Annotated in this window: 16 protein-coding genes; 4 read left to right on the forward strand and 12 right to left on the reverse strand. The window is 37.1% G+C overall.

Annotated features, from left to right (window positions below; translation table 11 throughout):
- Window positions 1-222 precede the first annotated feature (222 nt).
- Together BD809_RS15365 and BD809_RS15370 are read left to right on the forward strand one after the other, a co-directional pair.
- A complete protein-coding gene (locus tag BD809_RS15365) occupies window positions 223-600 on the forward strand; it encodes a Na(+)-translocating NADH-quinone reductase subunit F (protein WP_148783873.1) in 378 nt (125 codons plus the stop codon).
- 1 nt (window position 601) lies between these two features.
- Window positions 602-1,606, forward strand: a complete 1,005-nt coding sequence (locus tag BD809_RS15370; protein WP_148783874.1) for an FAD:protein FMN transferase — start codon at window positions 602-604, stop codon at window positions 1,604-1,606.
- Here the strand turns inward: BD809_RS15370 and BD809_RS15375 are convergent.
- The 4 genes from BD809_RS15375 to gpmI all read right to left on the reverse strand — a co-directional run bounded on the left by BD809_RS15375 (window position 1,603) and on the right by gpmI (window position 5,482).
- On the reverse strand, window positions 1,603-2,370 hold the full coding sequence (locus tag BD809_RS15375) for a class I SAM-dependent methyltransferase (RefSeq protein WP_148783875.1): 768 nt from the start codon (window positions 2,368-2,370) through the stop codon (window positions 1,603-1,605). The two genes, BD809_RS15370 and BD809_RS15375, sit on opposite strands and share 4 nt — an antisense overlap.
- 18 nt (window positions 2,371-2,388) lie before the next feature.
- Window positions 2,389-3,207 carry a type I methionyl aminopeptidase gene (gene map / locus BD809_RS15380; RefSeq protein WP_148783876.1) on the reverse strand — a complete coding sequence of 273 codons (819 nt, stop codon included), beginning with the start codon at window positions 3,205-3,207 and terminating at the stop codon, window positions 2,389-2,391.
- A 66-nt stretch (window positions 3,208-3,273) separates the two neighbouring features.
- On the reverse strand, window positions 3,274-3,861 hold the full coding sequence (locus BD809_RS15385) for a thioredoxin family protein (RefSeq protein ID WP_148783877.1): 588 nt from the start codon (window positions 3,859-3,861) through the stop codon (window positions 3,274-3,276).
- Between the two features lie 100 nt (window positions 3,862-3,961).
- Entirely contained in the window at window positions 3,962-5,482 is a 1,521-nt protein-coding gene (gene gpmI, locus BD809_RS15390; RefSeq protein ID WP_148783878.1) for a 2,3-bisphosphoglycerate-independent phosphoglycerate mutase, read from the reverse strand.
- A gap of 295 nt (window positions 5,483-5,777) precedes the next feature.
- Between gpmI and BD809_RS15395 the strand changes: the two genes are divergently transcribed.
- Window positions 5,778-6,161: an ankyrin repeat domain-containing protein gene (locus tag BD809_RS15395; protein WP_148783879.1), complete on the forward strand. Its 384-nt coding sequence runs from the start codon at window positions 5,778-5,780 to the stop codon at window positions 6,159-6,161.
- Between the two features lie 57 nt (window positions 6,162-6,218).
- On the opposite strand, the gene BD809_RS15400 is transcribed toward BD809_RS15395, so the two are convergent.
- The 4 genes from BD809_RS15400 to BD809_RS15415 form a co-directional block, all read right to left on the reverse strand.
- A complete protein-coding gene (locus tag BD809_RS15400) occupies window positions 6,219-6,986 on the reverse strand; it encodes a M48 family metalloprotease (RefSeq protein WP_148783880.1) in 768 nt (255 codons plus the stop codon).
- Window positions 6,987-7,046: 60 nt separating this feature from the next.
- Entirely contained in the window at window positions 7,047-7,529 is a 483-nt protein-coding gene (locus BD809_RS15405) for a CAP domain-containing protein (protein WP_148783881.1), read from the reverse strand.
- Between the two features lie 22 nt (window positions 7,530-7,551).
- Window positions 7,552-8,286, reverse strand: coding sequence for a M15 family metallopeptidase (locus BD809_RS15410; RefSeq protein ID WP_148783882.1), 735 nt, complete (start codon window positions 8,284-8,286; stop codon window positions 7,552-7,554).
- 129 nt (window positions 8,287-8,415) lie between these two features.
- Window positions 8,416-8,964 (reverse strand): ClpP family protease, encoded by a 549-nt coding sequence (locus BD809_RS15415; RefSeq protein ID WP_148783883.1) that lies wholly within the window; start codon window positions 8,962-8,964, stop codon window positions 8,416-8,418.
- A gap of 143 nt (window positions 8,965-9,107) precedes the next feature.
- Between BD809_RS15415 and BD809_RS15420 the strand changes: the two genes are divergently transcribed.
- The gene (locus BD809_RS15420; protein ID WP_148783884.1) at window positions 9,108-9,533 is read left to right on the forward strand and encodes a GNAT family N-acetyltransferase; all 426 of its coding nucleotides are present in this window, start codon (window positions 9,108-9,110) and stop codon (window positions 9,531-9,533) included.
- A gap of 19 nt (window positions 9,534-9,552) precedes the next feature.
- On the opposite strand, the gene BD809_RS15425 is transcribed toward BD809_RS15420, so the two are convergent.
- The 4 genes from BD809_RS15425 to BD809_RS15690 form a co-directional block, all read right to left on the reverse strand.
- Window positions 9,553-10,725 carry a gliding motility-associated C-terminal domain-containing protein gene (locus BD809_RS15425; protein WP_148783885.1) on the reverse strand — a complete coding sequence of 391 codons (1,173 nt, stop codon included), beginning with the start codon at window positions 10,723-10,725 and terminating at the stop codon, window positions 9,553-9,555.
- A 1-nt stretch (window position 10,726) separates the two neighbouring features.
- A complete protein-coding gene (locus BD809_RS15430) occupies window positions 10,727-14,044 on the reverse strand; it encodes a beta strand repeat-containing protein (protein WP_148783886.1) in 3,318 nt (1,105 codons plus the stop codon).
- Window positions 14,045-14,050: 6 nt separating this feature from the next.
- Window positions 14,051-14,689, reverse strand: coding sequence for a hypothetical protein (locus tag BD809_RS15435; protein ID WP_246131569.1), 639 nt, complete (start codon window positions 14,687-14,689; stop codon window positions 14,051-14,053).
- Window positions 14,690-14,752: 63 nt separating this feature from the next.
- Window positions 14,753-16,336: beta strand repeat-containing protein (locus BD809_RS15690; RefSeq protein WP_170251921.1), on the reverse strand; the 1,584-nt coding region annotated here is incomplete at its 5' end.

Here is a 16,336-nt window from a genome sequence, read left to right on the forward strand (position 1 = left end):
GAGAACTAATTCATCACTAACAGCAGTAATACTTAAATTATTCCTTAAAACCTTTTGTACTGCTTTAAATTTAAAATCTTTGGAATGTTTGATTTTTCTACTCATAAAATACCCCCAAATAGTGTCTAACTTTTTGGGGGCACTTCATCTTAATGTCGGTTTTTTTATATGCTTATTTTTTTATATGTTGAACTTTAAAACATAAACCTAATTACTTTTGGTATGTCTAGAGAATTGACAAAACAAGAACTCCATAATTTAGCAATGAACATTGTTGGAAAGGAACTGGAGGAACTTGGTTATGAATTTGTTGCTGTAAACAGTAAATTAGGAAAGCATCCCCAATTTGTTTGTATTGATACAACTAAAACCTATTATTTTGTATTAGTAAAGGTGGTGAACTATCCGGATAATCCAAATAATTACGACATGGTTTGGATGGAAACTTTTAAAAAACATGCCTCTACAAAAAATGCAAAAGTACTCTATGCGGGAGTTGGGCTGCAGAATGCAGTAAATCCTATGGATCCATTGCTCTTAAATGAAGATTATTTATTAAATTATGCCGGTTTACAAACTATAGAAACTCATTATAACTAATATGCGGTATACTAAATATTTATGGCTATTTATAGCTGTGTTTTATTTGATTGGATGTAAAAACAAGAGTAACGAATTGTTTGTGAATACTACGATTGGTGAAGCATTTGGTACTACCTATTCTGTGAAGTTTATTGATAATCAACAATATAATGTTGCCTCTTGTTTGGACAGTATCGTCGAGCAAATTAATATATCGATGTCTACTTATCAAACGGATTCTGATATATCTAAAATTAACGCTGGTGATTCTACGGTGGTGGTGGATGCTCATTTTCAGAAAGTTTTTGAGACTGCAAAAACTATACATAAGCAAACTAACGGAGCTTTTGATCCTACTATCGGAATCTTGGTGAATGCGTGGGATTTTGGGCCTTCTGGAAGTGTTGTTTCACTGGATAGTTTAAAAATAGACAGTTTATTACAGTTAGTGGGCTTGGAAAATGTGGAGCTAGTTGATAATAAAGTTCATAAAAGATTCAAAAACACTTTTTTGGATTTTAATGCGTTGGCAAAAGGATACGCAGTTGATGTTTTTGCGGATTATATGGAGTCGCTTAAGCTTGATAATTTTTTAGTAGAGATTGGTGGAGAGATTAGAGTCAAGGGGCGCAATGTATATAAGAATAAGCCTTGGACCATTGGTGTAGAAGATCCTAATTTTGATTATACACAGTCATATAGTAAAGTGATTCCGCTTACTAATCAAGCTATGGCAACTTCAGGGAGTTACCGTAAATTTAAATTGGATAGTGATGGTAATCGATATGCTCATATCATAAACGCTAACACTGGCTATCCGCTCAAGTCAAATCTATTAAGTGTATCTGTTATTGCTGACACCTGCATGGAGGCAGATGCCTATGCAACGGCTTTTATGTCAATGGGACTGTACCGATCAAAAAACTATTTGAAGTCTAATAAAGACTTGAAAGCTTTTTTCATCTATGAGAGTACCAATGGCCTATTAAGAACGCTGTCCGTAAATGATTTTCCTGAAAGTTAAGGCTTAAAACAAACCGGTAAAACTTCTCCCGGAGCTAATCGATATTCATCAATTTTCTTAGGCGTTAGTTTTTCGGAGTAGTTGATTTCTTCAACTTTAAACCCAATTGTACGTAGTTTATCAAAATAATCGCGTCCATAGATTCTTACATGATCATATTGACCAAATATACTTGCGCGTTCAATTGCATCTGTAATACTGTCATCCGTAAATGTCACCGATCTGTTTAAATCCTGTGGGATTTGTAATATTGCCATTCCGCCAGGTTTTAATACTCTAAACAATTCTTGCATTGCTTTTGTGTCGTTAGGGATATGCTCTAATACATGATTACATAAAATTACATCATAACTATTATCCTCAAAAGGTAGGTCACATATATCCGCCTTAATGTCCGCCAAAGGAGAGTTTAAATCCGTAGTTGTATACTCCAGATTATTCAACTTCCTGAAACGTTTAAAAAAAGCTTGTTCAGGAGCAATATGTAGAACCTTGTACGTGGCGGTGAAAAAGTCAGTTTCGTTTTTTAGATATAACCATAATAAACGATGTCTTTCCAGCGATAGCGTAGAAGGAGAGAGTACATTTTCTCTGGGTGTCACATAACCATACGGTAAAAATTTAGAGAATTGCTTACCATCGATAGGATCAGTATATCTTGATCCTCTCAAAAACCAAGCTATTAAAGGTCGTACTATATAACTTAATCGTATTAAAAATGGTCTTGGAACAGTGTTTAAAACAAATTTAAATAGTTTTTTCATAGTTCGCGTAAGCGATAATTATACGGTAAGTAGTTCTTGTCTAAAAGCATCTTCCTCATTGGTAACAATGCCTAAAGCTTCATTGATATATTTAAAGGTAGAAAGAATCTCAGGTTTACCATCAATGATAGCAACATCATGCTCAAAATGCGCACTAGGTTTGCCATCGTCAGTGAGAATAGTCCAACCATCACGAAGCTGTTTGATACGATGTGTACCCATATTTGTCATAGGCTCGATCGCCACCACCATACCTTCAATAAACTTCTTACCACGACCTCGTCTTCCATAATTAGGCATTTCGGGATCTTCATGCATGGTTCGACCTAAACCGTGACCTACAAGTTCTCGTACCACTCCATATCCGGCATCTTCGGTAAATTTCTGAATAGCATAACCAACATCCCCTACACGATTACCTACTTTAAACTGCTCAATACCGACATAGAGAGATTTTTTGGTGACATCTAATAGTCGCTTTACATCTTCGGAAATTTCTCCAACCGCAAATGTATAGGCATGATCCCCATAAAATTCATTCTTTATAGCACCACAATCAATAGATATAATATCACCCTCTTGCAATGGAGTTTTATTAGGAATTCCATGCACAACTTGCGCATTTGGACTCATACATAATGTATTTGGAAAATCGTACAAGCCCAAAAAACCCGGAACTGCACCATGATCTCGAATGAAAGTCTCTGCTAAAGTATCTAACTCAAGTGTTGTCACTCCCGGTTTTACCTCTGAAGCTAACATACCTAAAGTTTTGGACACTATTAATGCGCTTTCTCGCATTAATTCTATTTCTTCTCGTGTTTTTACTATAATCATGTGCTTGTTACTTTATGCAGGCGACAAATTTACAAAGAATAAAAGGATCTTCAATATTCGCAACTCCTAATCTTCGTAGGAGTGCTTATAAGTCTCTCCAGACAAAATGGTGATCATATCTTTCTCTAAAGACTCACGTGCATACTCGACATATCGCCCTAATTCTTTTCCATCTTTATAAAAAATAAAGGTAGGTACGCGAATGATATTTAAGCCTTCTTCGAGTTTTTCAGGGGTATCCTTATTGCGGGTTACGGTAATAAGCGTTAGATTATTATAATCAAACTTAGCTTCATCCATGATTTTATAAAAAGCGGGTACGCCGTATTGGCTATCACCACACCAAGTTCCCATAAAAGCTTTTATTTTAACATCCTCTAATAAAGGTTGTAATTGAGCAACAGCTTCTGTGTCCATTTCATAACTATCATAATTATCATTAAACCAATAATCATGAGGTTCGCGCTCTAAGGCAGCTCTATCTTGAATACCTAACAACATACCAGTAGGATTTGAAGTTTCGTTTTGACTCGTAGTTGCTTGTTTTTCGGCCTTATCCAGAACATCAAGTGTTGAATCTTTTTGTGGAGTAGTACTGCTACTTTTACAAGCTACTAGTGCTAGTAATAGTAAAGAATTTAAAATTAATTTCATTAGAAATTTAAGGTTTACTGTTAATTTGATGGGTTGAGTTATTTATTCGCGATATAAGGTGCAATTTTCATGCCTTTTAGACACTGGTTGTCATCCCCGTTTATTTTACCAAAAGGGACTGTCCTGACATAACTTCTGGTTTATCAATTTGCATCAATTCTAAAATAGTAGGGGCAATATCACCTAAAACACCATTTTTAATTGGAATTGATTCATTGTCTATAAGTATAAAAGGAACCGGATTGGTGGTATGAGCTGTATTCGGGGTACCATCCGGATTTATCATTGTTTCACAATTTCCATGATCAGCAATTAATAGGGTAGCGTATCCGTTTTCTAAACCTGCATTTACTACGTCACGAACACAGACATCAACTGCTTCACACGCTAGTATTGCTGCTTCCATAACACCTGTGTGTCCAACCATATCTCCGTTAGCAAAATTAAGACAGACAAAATCCACCTCACCTTTTCTTAATTCTGGTAGTAACGCATCTCGTAACTCAAACGCACTCATCTCGGGCTTAAGATCGTAGGTAGCAACTTTTGGAGAGCTCTTCAATATTCTTGATTCACCAGGAAAAGGCTCTTCTCGTCCTCCGGAAAAGAAGAAAGTTACGTGTGGGTACTTTTCAGTTTCCGCAATACGAATTTGTCTTTTGCCAGCATTCGATATAATTTCACCTAAGGTTTGGGTAATGTTATCTTTAGTGTAGATAACATTGATACCTTTAAATGTTTCGTCATAATTAGTCATTGTGACATAATACAACGGAATCCTATGGGTATTGTATTCGTGCATATCTTGTTGTGATAACATCGATGTGAGCTCTCTCCCGCGATCAGTTCTAAAATTGAAGAATAAAACAACATCATCTTCATCAATAACAGCCGTCGGCTCGGCAGTATCAGATACAACTACGGGTTTAATAAATTCATCAGTGACATTTTGCTCATAGCTTGCTTCTAAGTATGCTTTAATATCCTGTGTTCTCTCTCCCTGTCCGTGCACCAGAAGATCATAAGCCAGTTTTACTCGGTCCCATCTGTTATCACGATCCATAGCATAGTATCGACCTATAACTGATGCAAGCTTACCGGTTGTTTTCTGCATATGGTTTTCAATATCCTCGATATGATAGATACCCGATTTAGGATCCACATCTCTACCATCCGTAAAAGCATGTAAAAATACGTCTTGTAATCCATACGCGTGTGCAGCGCTCAATAATCCCTTTACGTGATTTATGTGAGAATGTACACCACCATTACTTAAAAGTCCCAGTAAGTGTACTTTTTTGTTATTGGTTTTTGCGTAGTTGAAGGCATCTACCAATGTTTTTTCATTTTTTAAGGTGTCACTTTTGATCGCGAGATTAATTTTGGCTAAATCCTGATAAACAATACGCCCAGCACCAAGATTCATGTGTCCTACTTCACTATTTCCCATTTGACCTTCTGGTAATCCCACGTGTAAGCCATCTGTACGCAGTGCAGCTACGGGATATTTGGTGTATAAACTGTCTATAAATGGAGTGTTTGCATGATCGATAGCAGAAACTTTTGGATCGGGAGAAGTTCCCCAGCCATCGAGGATCATAAGGATTACTTTTTTAGTCATGTGGTAGTTAGCTTTTAGTTACTTGGTTAGTATAAAAATGTGAATTCACAATGTGGTTAAAAAAGTAAAATTACAATTTCAATTTAAGCTTTACAACGAACTAATGCTTCTTTATCTTAAGGAACTTTATTGTCGCTTAAAGTTTTTGAAAAATATTATCGTCACTATATATTTTTCCAGTTTAATGCTGAAGTGTTATAAAAAAGTTAAACAATTGTTATTTAGTAACTTACAATGTAACAATCTCCTGTCTCATCAGGTCTTATATACGTATAACATTCAAACAATCAATAATATGAAACGAACTGGTTTAATTTTAGGTTTAGTTATGTGCTTTTCGATAGGATTAGTAGATAACATGCATGCGCTCAATACGTATGAGGAGAACGAAGTAGCAACTTTTAAACTAAAGGTTGATCCTTTTTGCATGGCAATTGTAAAGGGCGATTTAGAAATGGTAAAAAAAATGATTGCTTTAGGTTCTGATGTTAATGAATCGTCTGAAGGCATGACCCCCCTGATGTATGCTGCGCGTTACAATCGTGTAGAAATTATTAAGCTTTTAAAACAGCATGGAGCCAATGTAAAAGCAAAAGATGATAAGGGTAACACGGCTCTTCAATTTGCCAAGCATTCTAACGCACAAGAAGCAGTAGAACTATTGAGTAAAAAAGCGTAAAACGTTGATTTTTTAGTAAAGAAACCTTCATCATAGCTAATCACTATGATGGAAGGTTTAATTTTGCTTATAGGTTTTTATTGCTTCCCGAATTTTTTCAATTCGCTTTTCTGGATCGGGATGCGTGCTTTGGAATTCCGGGGTACGGTTAGTTCCAGCAGCCTCTTTCAAAATTTTCATTACCTCAATCATTTCTTCAGGATTATAGCCGGCTTTAATCATAAATTGCACCCCTAATTCATCACTTTCTAGCTCATCTTCTCGACCATTTTTTAGCAATACATTTTGCCCGATACTATTTACCAAATTCCCAGCATCTGCTCCTACTGATGCTCCGGTGGATATAGTTTTCCAAAATTCATGCTCAGCAATACGCTCTGCAGAGTGCCTGCCCAAAACGTGTCCGATCTCATGGCCTAGTACTCCTGCTACTTGATCTTCGCTCTGTAACTTTGAAAGTAGGGCATAGGTTATAAAAATCTGGCCTCCCGGCAACGCAAAGGCATTAATTGTCTTCTCGTCAGCCAGAAGATGAAATTCATAACGATACGGTGTTTCTCTGGCCATAGTTGAATTCACCAATTTACCTCCAACCATATCAATATATGTCTGGAGTTTCTGATCCGGATAGAGTCCGCCGTGTTGTTGAGCAATCTCTGGAGCACTTTGTAGTCCAATAGAAATTTCCTGATCCGTTGTCATACTAATATTTTGAACACGATCCGTGTAAGGGTTTACTGTTTTATTATTACATTTTTTAAAAAATGCAAATGCAACAATTGCTAGCCCTATCAAAATTCTGATCGTTAAACCCCCACGTCTCATTGAAAATAAAATTTGTAAAAATTATACGTTCAAGATACTAATTTCTTTGGAGCTCAATTTTCAATTGTGAAATATTTGGGTGTAATAATAGCGTCCCTCACTATCTTTAATTGCAGAAATACCAGTAAACGAAAAATTTCCTTCAATATTTTTACGATGTCCGGAGCTGTTTAACCAAGCTGTTACTACGCTTTGAGCTGTAGGTTGAAAACTAGCTACATTTTCGGCTGCGTTAGTAGCGTTTACTTCAGAACGAAGCTTTGCAAATCTCGCGTCAAAATTGTCATGACTTATTGCTGATTTTTCAATCATGTAGGTAGTATGTTCTTTGGCTAAAGTATTGGCTATCGAGGTTATTTCCAACACAGGTAAATCTAAACTGATCCGATGTTCATTAACCAATCTCAAAATTTCAGATTCAACAGAAATTTCAGATTCTTGGGTTTTGGTATTTTCGTCAATTTGATCATCGTTATCTTTAGAGCAAGAGAGGATAGTAATTATTACAACTAATAAAAGGAATTGTTTTAAATAAATCTTCATGATTCTTGGGGGTTTTAAACGACTAGTTTTTTAGTTCGGGATTGATATCCAAAATATTAAAATTAACGTATTTTTCGATAAAGTTGGCATCTATATGTTTAGCTCCAATAAGGTCAAGTTGTGCTAAAGCTTCTTTGAGATTGATTTTTTGATACGCTGTAAGCATAGGTTTTGATAGCGGAGCATAAGAGTAATGCCAAGGCTCATATTTAAAACCTTTTCTTTCAGGATTATTTGTATAAACTAAATAAAAGCCAAAGGAAGCGGCGTTTTGATCCATCCATTCTTTAAATTTACAATAGGGACCGTTTCCTTCAAAATGTTTGCTTAATAAAACATCCTTTGGTTGTTTAGGTTTTCCATCTACTATATCGAGGTCTGTTCCCCAATGATGCCTAGAAGTTCCTGGAATTGTCGAATATTCTATTATTTTGTTAATAGCGTTAGTCGGGGACATGCCGGCAGCTGTAAAGCGGTTGTATTTACGTGTCCAAATGCTGTTTTGATGTTCAAAGCTTCGATAACTGGAGACAACTTTGATCTCTATTCCTGCTGTAGCTGCACTTTTCTTCATTTTTAAAAATGCTTCGTATGCTTCTTTACGTAACTGGTAGGTCCCATCACCATAAAAAGAGATGTCACTTTTTCCCATCAAATTCTCCTTATCAAAAACTTCTTGCGCAGAACTCATAGCTGTAAGTAAAAGTGTTAGTAAAAACAGGAATCTAATTTTGATATAAGGTTTTATTGCTGCCATTAAAAAGGAATTTTTTGATAATAGTTGTATATCTTAAACGAATAATTATAATGAAAATTTTATAAATATAACACAAAAAAAAGCCGACAACTTTTAAATTGTCGGCTAGATATCTCTTACTACTATAAATTAAGATAAAATACCATCTACAATTCCATATTCCAAAGATTCTTGCGCATCCATCCAATAATCTCTATTGAAATCTTTGAGTACCTTCTCAAAATCTTGACCACAGTTTTCTGCTAAAATTCGAGCACTCAATTCTTTGGTTTTTAGTATCTCGGTCGCCTGTATTTCTATGTTCGATGCCTGTCCTCTTGCACCACCACTCGGTTGATGAATCATAACTTTTGCATGAGGCTGGATAAAACGCTTTCCTTTTTCACCTACACTTAGCAGGATCGAGCCCATTGAAGCTGCAAGACCTGTACAAATGGTAGATACCGGACTTTTTAATGCTTTAATAGTGTCATATATTGCGAATCCGGAAGTGACATACCCTCCAGGACTGTTAATGTATAATTTAATTTCCTTGTCATTAATCATGTCAAGATACATCAAACGATCGATCACATGTTTAGCAGATTTATCATCAACCTGACTCCATAAAAAAACACTGCGTTCTTCTAAAAATTTATGTTCGATTAGATCTTGTATCTTACCCGGTTTATTTTTCATATAATTTAAATTGTTCTCTTTTAGAGAGAGATTATAAGTTCTTAGACATTTCAATAAAACAAAATGTGTTGCTACACTAATTTATACAGAAAAAGAGTGTGACAAAAAGTAAAAGTATAATTATTTTAGCAAAAAATCACGAAATGAATCTGGCATTTAACAAGATTTTAAAGGCAGACTTCCCAGAGGTACTTCCGCTCATTCAAAAATTGATGAAAAATCAATTTCCTGACGAAACCTTACTTCATCGATTTGGAGAAATGTTTGACCAGAATTATGAATGTAGGGGGATCTATTTAGATAATAAACTCATAGGAGTATTTGGAATGTGGTTTATGACGCGGCATTATGCCGGGAGATCCTGCGAACCGGATCATGTATTTATTGATGATGGGTATCAAGGACAAGGTATTGGAAAAAAAGTTTTTGCCTGGATTTATGCGTATGCCAAAGAAAAAGGTTGCGAAAGCTGCGAATTAAATAGCTATGTTTCTAATTATCCATCACATAAGTTTTACCTAAATGAAGGGTATGAGATATGGGCACATCACTTTTTCAAAAAATTGTAGCTTTTTGTCGCTTAAATTATTAACGATTAATGTATAAATAACCGGATAAACTTTTTCTTCCACTTATTTTAAGAACATAATAATAAGTTCCCACAGGAAGTTCATTATCCTGCATTATGGTAGCTCTACCATTGGATCTGCCCGCAAAACCTGCAGAGGTTTCCTGTACCTTATGGTACTCACTTTTTTCGTAGACCTTTACACCCCATCGATTAAAAATTTCGACTGTATTATCAGGATACGCAATTAACCCCTGAATAATAAAAGTATCGTTGATACCGTCACCATTAGGGGAGACGGCATTAAAAACTTCAAAATCACCATCTAATAATTCGCTTGATGAACCAAAGGTTATGATGGTATATGCATCAGGGGTAAACGGAGCTGAAATAATTTCACCACCATCCAGATCACCTATCGTTCCTGTATTACCTAAATTTACCCATATGTTCTGTTCCGTATCCCAACCTACTACCCGCAGATCTTCCAGATTCTCAACGAGCGTTGGTAAGTTACTGTTATCATCCCAAGTTAGTGTAACTCTTGTTTCTATAGCCCCATTTAAATCCCAAAACTCAAAAATACTTACGCCATAAAGCGTAGGTTCAAAAGTGGCCGTATCAAAACCCTTAGGAAAAAAGTTAGGGTTGTTGGGGTCTTCAAAAAAATATGCTCCTCTAGCAGTGTTGGTTGCGGCTTGACGTTCAACAGCCATAGGGCGTAATCTATAATCATCACCTACCGGAAATCTAAAATCCAAATCTCCCGTTACCGCTGAATATCCATCAACGTGGCGATCGTCATTTGCTCCAAGATACGGTGTGTCATTATCATAGTCAAGGGAAATCATGATTTGATCTCGTGGAGTAATCACTCGTCCGTTAATAAACTCTTGAAAATTTGTGCTGCCCACAGCTACTTCAAGATATAAATCATCATCCACATCGATTTCCAGGTCATAGAAAACCGGCTTTTCAGTACCGCTAACTGTTAATCTTCCATCATAATTATAGAATCCTGTTAAACCTAAGTTTTGGTTAAATGTACCATCATTTATTACATCCAGATGAAAACCCATAGCACCTTGCTCATGAATTTGGACGTTTCCGAAATTATGAAAAGCTTCTTGTCCCGTAATTGATGAAAAGAAACAGGTAGCCAGTATTGCTATTGTATGTGTAAGTGCTTTCATTTTAATTCTTTTTAACACGATGCGTTATTCTACGGTTTGTAATCACTGATTTTGCTCCCAGAGTATAGGTGCTTGAAAACTCAGACGTACTGTTACTTAAGGTAGCAGTAGTGGTTACGCCACTACCAACAGGGATTGGGCTCGGTAGAGTGATAGTAAAATTAAAACGCGCGGTGTTGTCCGTATTGCCATCCACAGCATATGCAGAACTTGTAGCATCCAGATCTGTACCACTCCCTTCAGTAGCAGTTGCTAAGTAAATTTGCCCTTCACCATAGTCCAGAGTTTGTCCTAATTGATTAGCTCCTGCGACAGCAGTACCTTGATCAATGTCAGTAAGAAAAATTTCTATAATTGAGCCCGGTCTGGCCCAGCCTACGACCTTCAAAGAATTACCAGATACAGCGGCAGATTCTAAAATTGGAAAATTTAAATTTCCGTTAGGTCCTGTATCGCCATCGCCAGTGTCATTTGTTGTTACTCCGTTGCCTTTAGGATTTGTTATAATCACAGGATTGTATAGATCAATACCCAGTGCATCTTCACCCGTACCATTATTGTAAATAGAATTTTGGGAAATAAGATTACCTGAATTAGTTCCCGTAATTGCAACTCCTGTACTACCATTGGTATGTATGATATTGTTTGTAATAGAAGAATTATTACCTGTAAGAAGTAATCCTTCTTTATCTGTACAAGCAGCACGTGTACCAGAAGTGGTAATTGTATTATTGGTTAAAGAAACGTTACCACCAATACCATCGCCATTTATTCCTACCCCGGTCGCATTATCCAATAGATTATTCTGTATTGTTATACCAGAACCACTTTGCAACCTGATGTTATTACTACAGGTTGTTGTTCCATTATTGGAAATATGATTTTGTTCAATAAGAGTACTTGTTCCTCCATTTACCAAGATTCCTGCAGCGCCATTTCCTGAAATATAATTGTTTGAAATAATTGAAGTTCCTCCTGTAATTTCGAAACCTTGGTCTATATTTCCTGAAGCTATACCAGTAGCGTTAACACCCAATAAATTTTCTATAATTAGAGAATTTGTACCTGAGTCTTGTCTGATCCCGGCATTATTATCGGCATATATAGACAAATTACGTATCGTAGTATTTGTAGCTTGAATAATAAAAACATCACCAGCGTCTCGATGTACCTGAATTTCCGGTAGGGTATAAGTAGGTAGTACAAACCCTGTTGTTCCTACTGAGGCTCCACCGGCACCAATAGTACCTCCATTGGAATCTCCAGAGTACGCCGTTTGTGTTCTTCCATCAATTAAGGTAGCATTATTAGTAATAGGAGAGAGGTCAACTCCAAATCCATTTACAAAAATATTGAAATATCCTGTGGCGTAATTTGGATCCGCAGGTCTTCCTAGTGGATCTGCCGTAGGAGGTATCATAAAAATTGAGGTATCTTCCCCTATTGCAGGATCAAAAATACTATTTGGTTCTATATCCAAGCCAACATTATCGAGCGCGTTGCTGTTGAGAATGAATTGCTCTAAAGATCCTTGTCCCGCACTATTAGTATTTACAATAGTATTAAAATTAAAACCAAAATCAACATCCGTAATACCTTCATCTGCGACTGTGATGGAGGCAATGGTTTGTGCTCCAACAATAGAACCTGTGCCACCATCTTGTTGAGAAGGTGCAGCGCCACCAATTTCCTGAGTGATATCTGTAAAAGTTCCCCCACTATAATCTCTTCTAAAAGTTTGAATAGGAAAACATGTGGTACATGCCGCTCCGCCACCGCGATTAGATTTTACAGTTGAATTAACAACTCTAATTTTATAATCTCCGTTGGTCATCCCGCCAAAGGTGAATTTTCCTGAAGCATCCGTAGTAACTGTTTGTTCCAGTGTATTTAGATTGTTATATAGCTCAAGTGTAGCACCCACTACCGGAGCCCCCGAAGCTGTAGTACGATCCCGTCCGGCACCACCACCATAATTAGTGTCCTCAAAAACAGTTCCTGTTATTAAATTACTTGGAACGCTTAAGATCACAGAATTTAGCATGACTAAATCCTGACCCACCTGAACATTGGTGGTAATAGAAGATTCTCCAATACCTATATAGGCTGATAGATCATAGGTGTCTAAATCTACTCCATAGCTAGTAGTATTATTAATATTGGGGACTACAGTATTGTCAAAAATAGTAGAGTTAAAAGGATTGTCAACTGTTGTTCCATCGTTATCACCATCCCCGGTAAGTTCAAAGGTAACGCCCAAGCCGTTGGTAACTGTTAGCACTTCATTATTCGCGAGGGTTTGATCTCCTTCCCATGATAGCACTGTGGTTTTTGATCCGTTGATGGCATTTGCATAAAAATTGGTCAGCGTATAGCTTGTGGTATTATTACTTTGTCCGTCAAAACCATTGTATAAATTGATACTGGTAGCGGGTAAGGAGGGGTCAGAATAGAAAACCATCAAACTCCACCCCCCTAATACGGTGTTCGGGGTACAATATACATTTGAGGTGTCAATAGTTAAATCAGTTACATCATAAAGATTTGTTGAGGGTGATGCTATACCTTGTACTATAGAGGTGACATCACTCACCATACCATAAAATACACCACCTTGGACATATTGACTGGATATATCAGCAGTGACGGGTGTGCCTTCAAAAGTTACTTGAGTATCAACATCCGGATTAGAATGTGCCCACATTAAATACGCTTTTTCGATGGTGGCACCTGCCGGAATAGGACTTGTCAAATTACCGCTGGATGTGGCTGCAATAGAACAAGGATCTACAGCGTTACTATTAGTTCTAAAAGAACCACCGGCTACAGTATAATCAAAGTTACCATCAAACTGATCAAATAAAGTGAGAGGAACATCTTCGGGGATACTAGGGTCTGTTATTTTAAAAGTAAATGTTTCTGTAAATCCACCATCATTTGATTTTGTTACGTTTAAAACTTGAACGCCATCTACCAAGATAGTAGCATTGGAACCAAAACCGTTCCAATTATCTGGAAACCTGTCGGCCACCACAACTGTGTATTCACCATACCCTAAAACAATATTATTACTATTCGTGTAATTTTGAATATTTGCATTATTACTTACGAAACAGTTACCGGGAACACAATGTTGGTACAATACAGTATTAGCAGCGTTTCTTATTTGTATTAAATTTTCCTCGGCATACCTTCTCCAGTTTACATTTATAGTAACCGTTGCTTGTGAGTACAAACTCACAGCACTTATTACCATAAAGAATAGAAATAATATTCTTTTACGACTAATTATATTTTGAACTACATCACATTTCCCCATAAATAATTATTTTACAACAAATACAACATTGATTAGTGAATTAAAATCTACTGGTTGGTTAATTACCGTATAGGTTAATTCTCCAGTTGCTGTTATAGACATGGTACCTGTATTAAATACAGCAGGATCTGCATACGTAACATAGTAATACAAATCCGTCGCTCCATACACAGGAACGGCAGCCGGAGCAGCGGGACTGGATACTGTTGGAGTTGCAAATTGTGCTGTATATTGTGCATACAAATCGACAGTAAACGTACCATTGCTGGACGCATCTATTTCAATGGATGGTGGGTAAAAAACTCTTGCAGCTTTTGAGGTAATTGGAGCAATAGCGTTTATTACCTCCTGGACATTAGTCTCGTTCGTGGGCGCTGCTACGCCACCTTCATTAACATCTATTGGAATCGCGAGATTGACTTCAGAATCTAATTGATCATCTGTACTGCGTTGCCAACCTGTTGTAGTATAGCGATAGATGGATTGATCATCCGTATTGAATAATGAAGCACCAATAGCTGGTCCGACAATTCCTGTCATTTCTGCCGTTGTAGCTGTTGGTAATCCCATCACCGAATTTGCGTCAATTTGTGCAACTAGCGAAGAAGAAGCAAGACTAATTAAAAGGACAAATATATTTTTCATAAGTTTTCGTATAGCTAAAATTAATACAAGCTTTAGAGCTAATTTTTATAAGATAATGTTTTTTTAATAATCTAATACAGTAAACATAAACTCTAAATCGATATCATCTTTTTGGTTAGTACCGTTATCACTATCGCCAATATTTACTCTAAAACCAGTTGTCGTTTGTGCATAGTACGAAATACCTGGGTCATCATAATTAGACGTTGAGTTACCTGGGCAATCTCCACCACAATCTAGTATTGATAATTGAATGATATAGTGAGCATCAGGCATAGCACTTGTAAAAGTAATTTGATAATCACCTTCGTCTAGTCTTGTAACTGTAGCATTTCTAATTTTTGCAGCTACCCCTGTTCCCAAAACTTTACCGATAGCTTTCACCGGACTTGCAAAAAATGCTCCTCCATCTGTACCCACTGTAACCTGATTACCAGCGTTAGCACTCACAACTTGCGCAGTAGTAGCAGTTCCAGCCTCATTAGTATAGGTTATTTCCCCGGTAGGGCTTACATCATTTTGAGTAAGCGTTGTCACAGTCTCGTTTACTGACCCTCCACCATTGGACAAGGAGATGGTCGTACCTGTTTTGCTTAATGTTTGTATTTCGTTAGTTGCATCTGTATCGTTATCAGCTGTATTACTAGCGGCTAGTGCATCAATAGCACCTTGTACATCTGTTGCACCTAAGGTAGAAGCGGTGTCATCAAAAGAAACTTCTGCAGCGGTTTGATCATCCGTTCCAGTTCCGTCTTGCAATCCAGCTAGGTCTACTGTAGTTGACGTTCCACCTTCGATATCAATTTGAAGTGATGTTCCTGTTAATGTAGCACCGGTTAAATTTTGATCATCTGAGCTTGAAGCAGCTAAATCAGCGATAGCTTCTTGCACAGTAGTTTCGTTTACAGTATCCCCATCAACGTCTAAAGGAGTACTAAGATTTACCTGTGCTGAATTTTGTATTTCGTTAGTAATACTTCCATCCACTTCTGTAAACGTACTGTTTACTATGTATGGATTGGCAGTTGTACCAGTTCCCGTTACACTAATGTCAGTTCCAGCGGTCACGATAGTTTCAGAACCATCAGCAGCAGCTGCAGTGATTGCAGTATCTACATAATTTTTATTAGTAGCATCATTTCCATCAATAGGAGCACCGATATTATCGATTACTAATCCCCCTGCATTGTTTCCATCAGCAAGTACTTCATTGATGTTTTGAATTTCATTAGTCGCGTCCGTATCCCCATCGGCAGCATTACTTGCAGCCAAGGCATCGATAGCGCCTTGTACATCAGTTGCGCCTAAGGTAGAAGCTGTGTCATCAAAAGAAACTTCTGCAGCCGTTTGATCATCCGAGTTTGAAGCGGCTAAGTCAGCAATAGCTTCTTGTACAGTAGTTTCGTTTACAGTATCCCCATCAACGTCTAAAGGAGTACTAAGATTTACCTGAGCTGAATTTTGTATTTCGTTAGTAATACTTCCATCCACTTCTGTAAACGTACTGTTTACTATGTATGGATTGGCAGTTGTACCAGTTCCTGTTACACTAATGTCAGTTCCACCAGTAACGATAGTTTCAGAACCATCAGCAGCAGCTGCAGTGATTGCAGTATCTACATATGTTTTGTTAGTGGCATCGTTTCC

Origin of the sequence: Aquimarina intermedia, assembly GCF_008124785.1 — a bacterium.
Lineage (GTDB): Bacteria > Bacteroidota > Bacteroidia > Flavobacteriales > Flavobacteriaceae > Aquimarina > Aquimarina intermedia.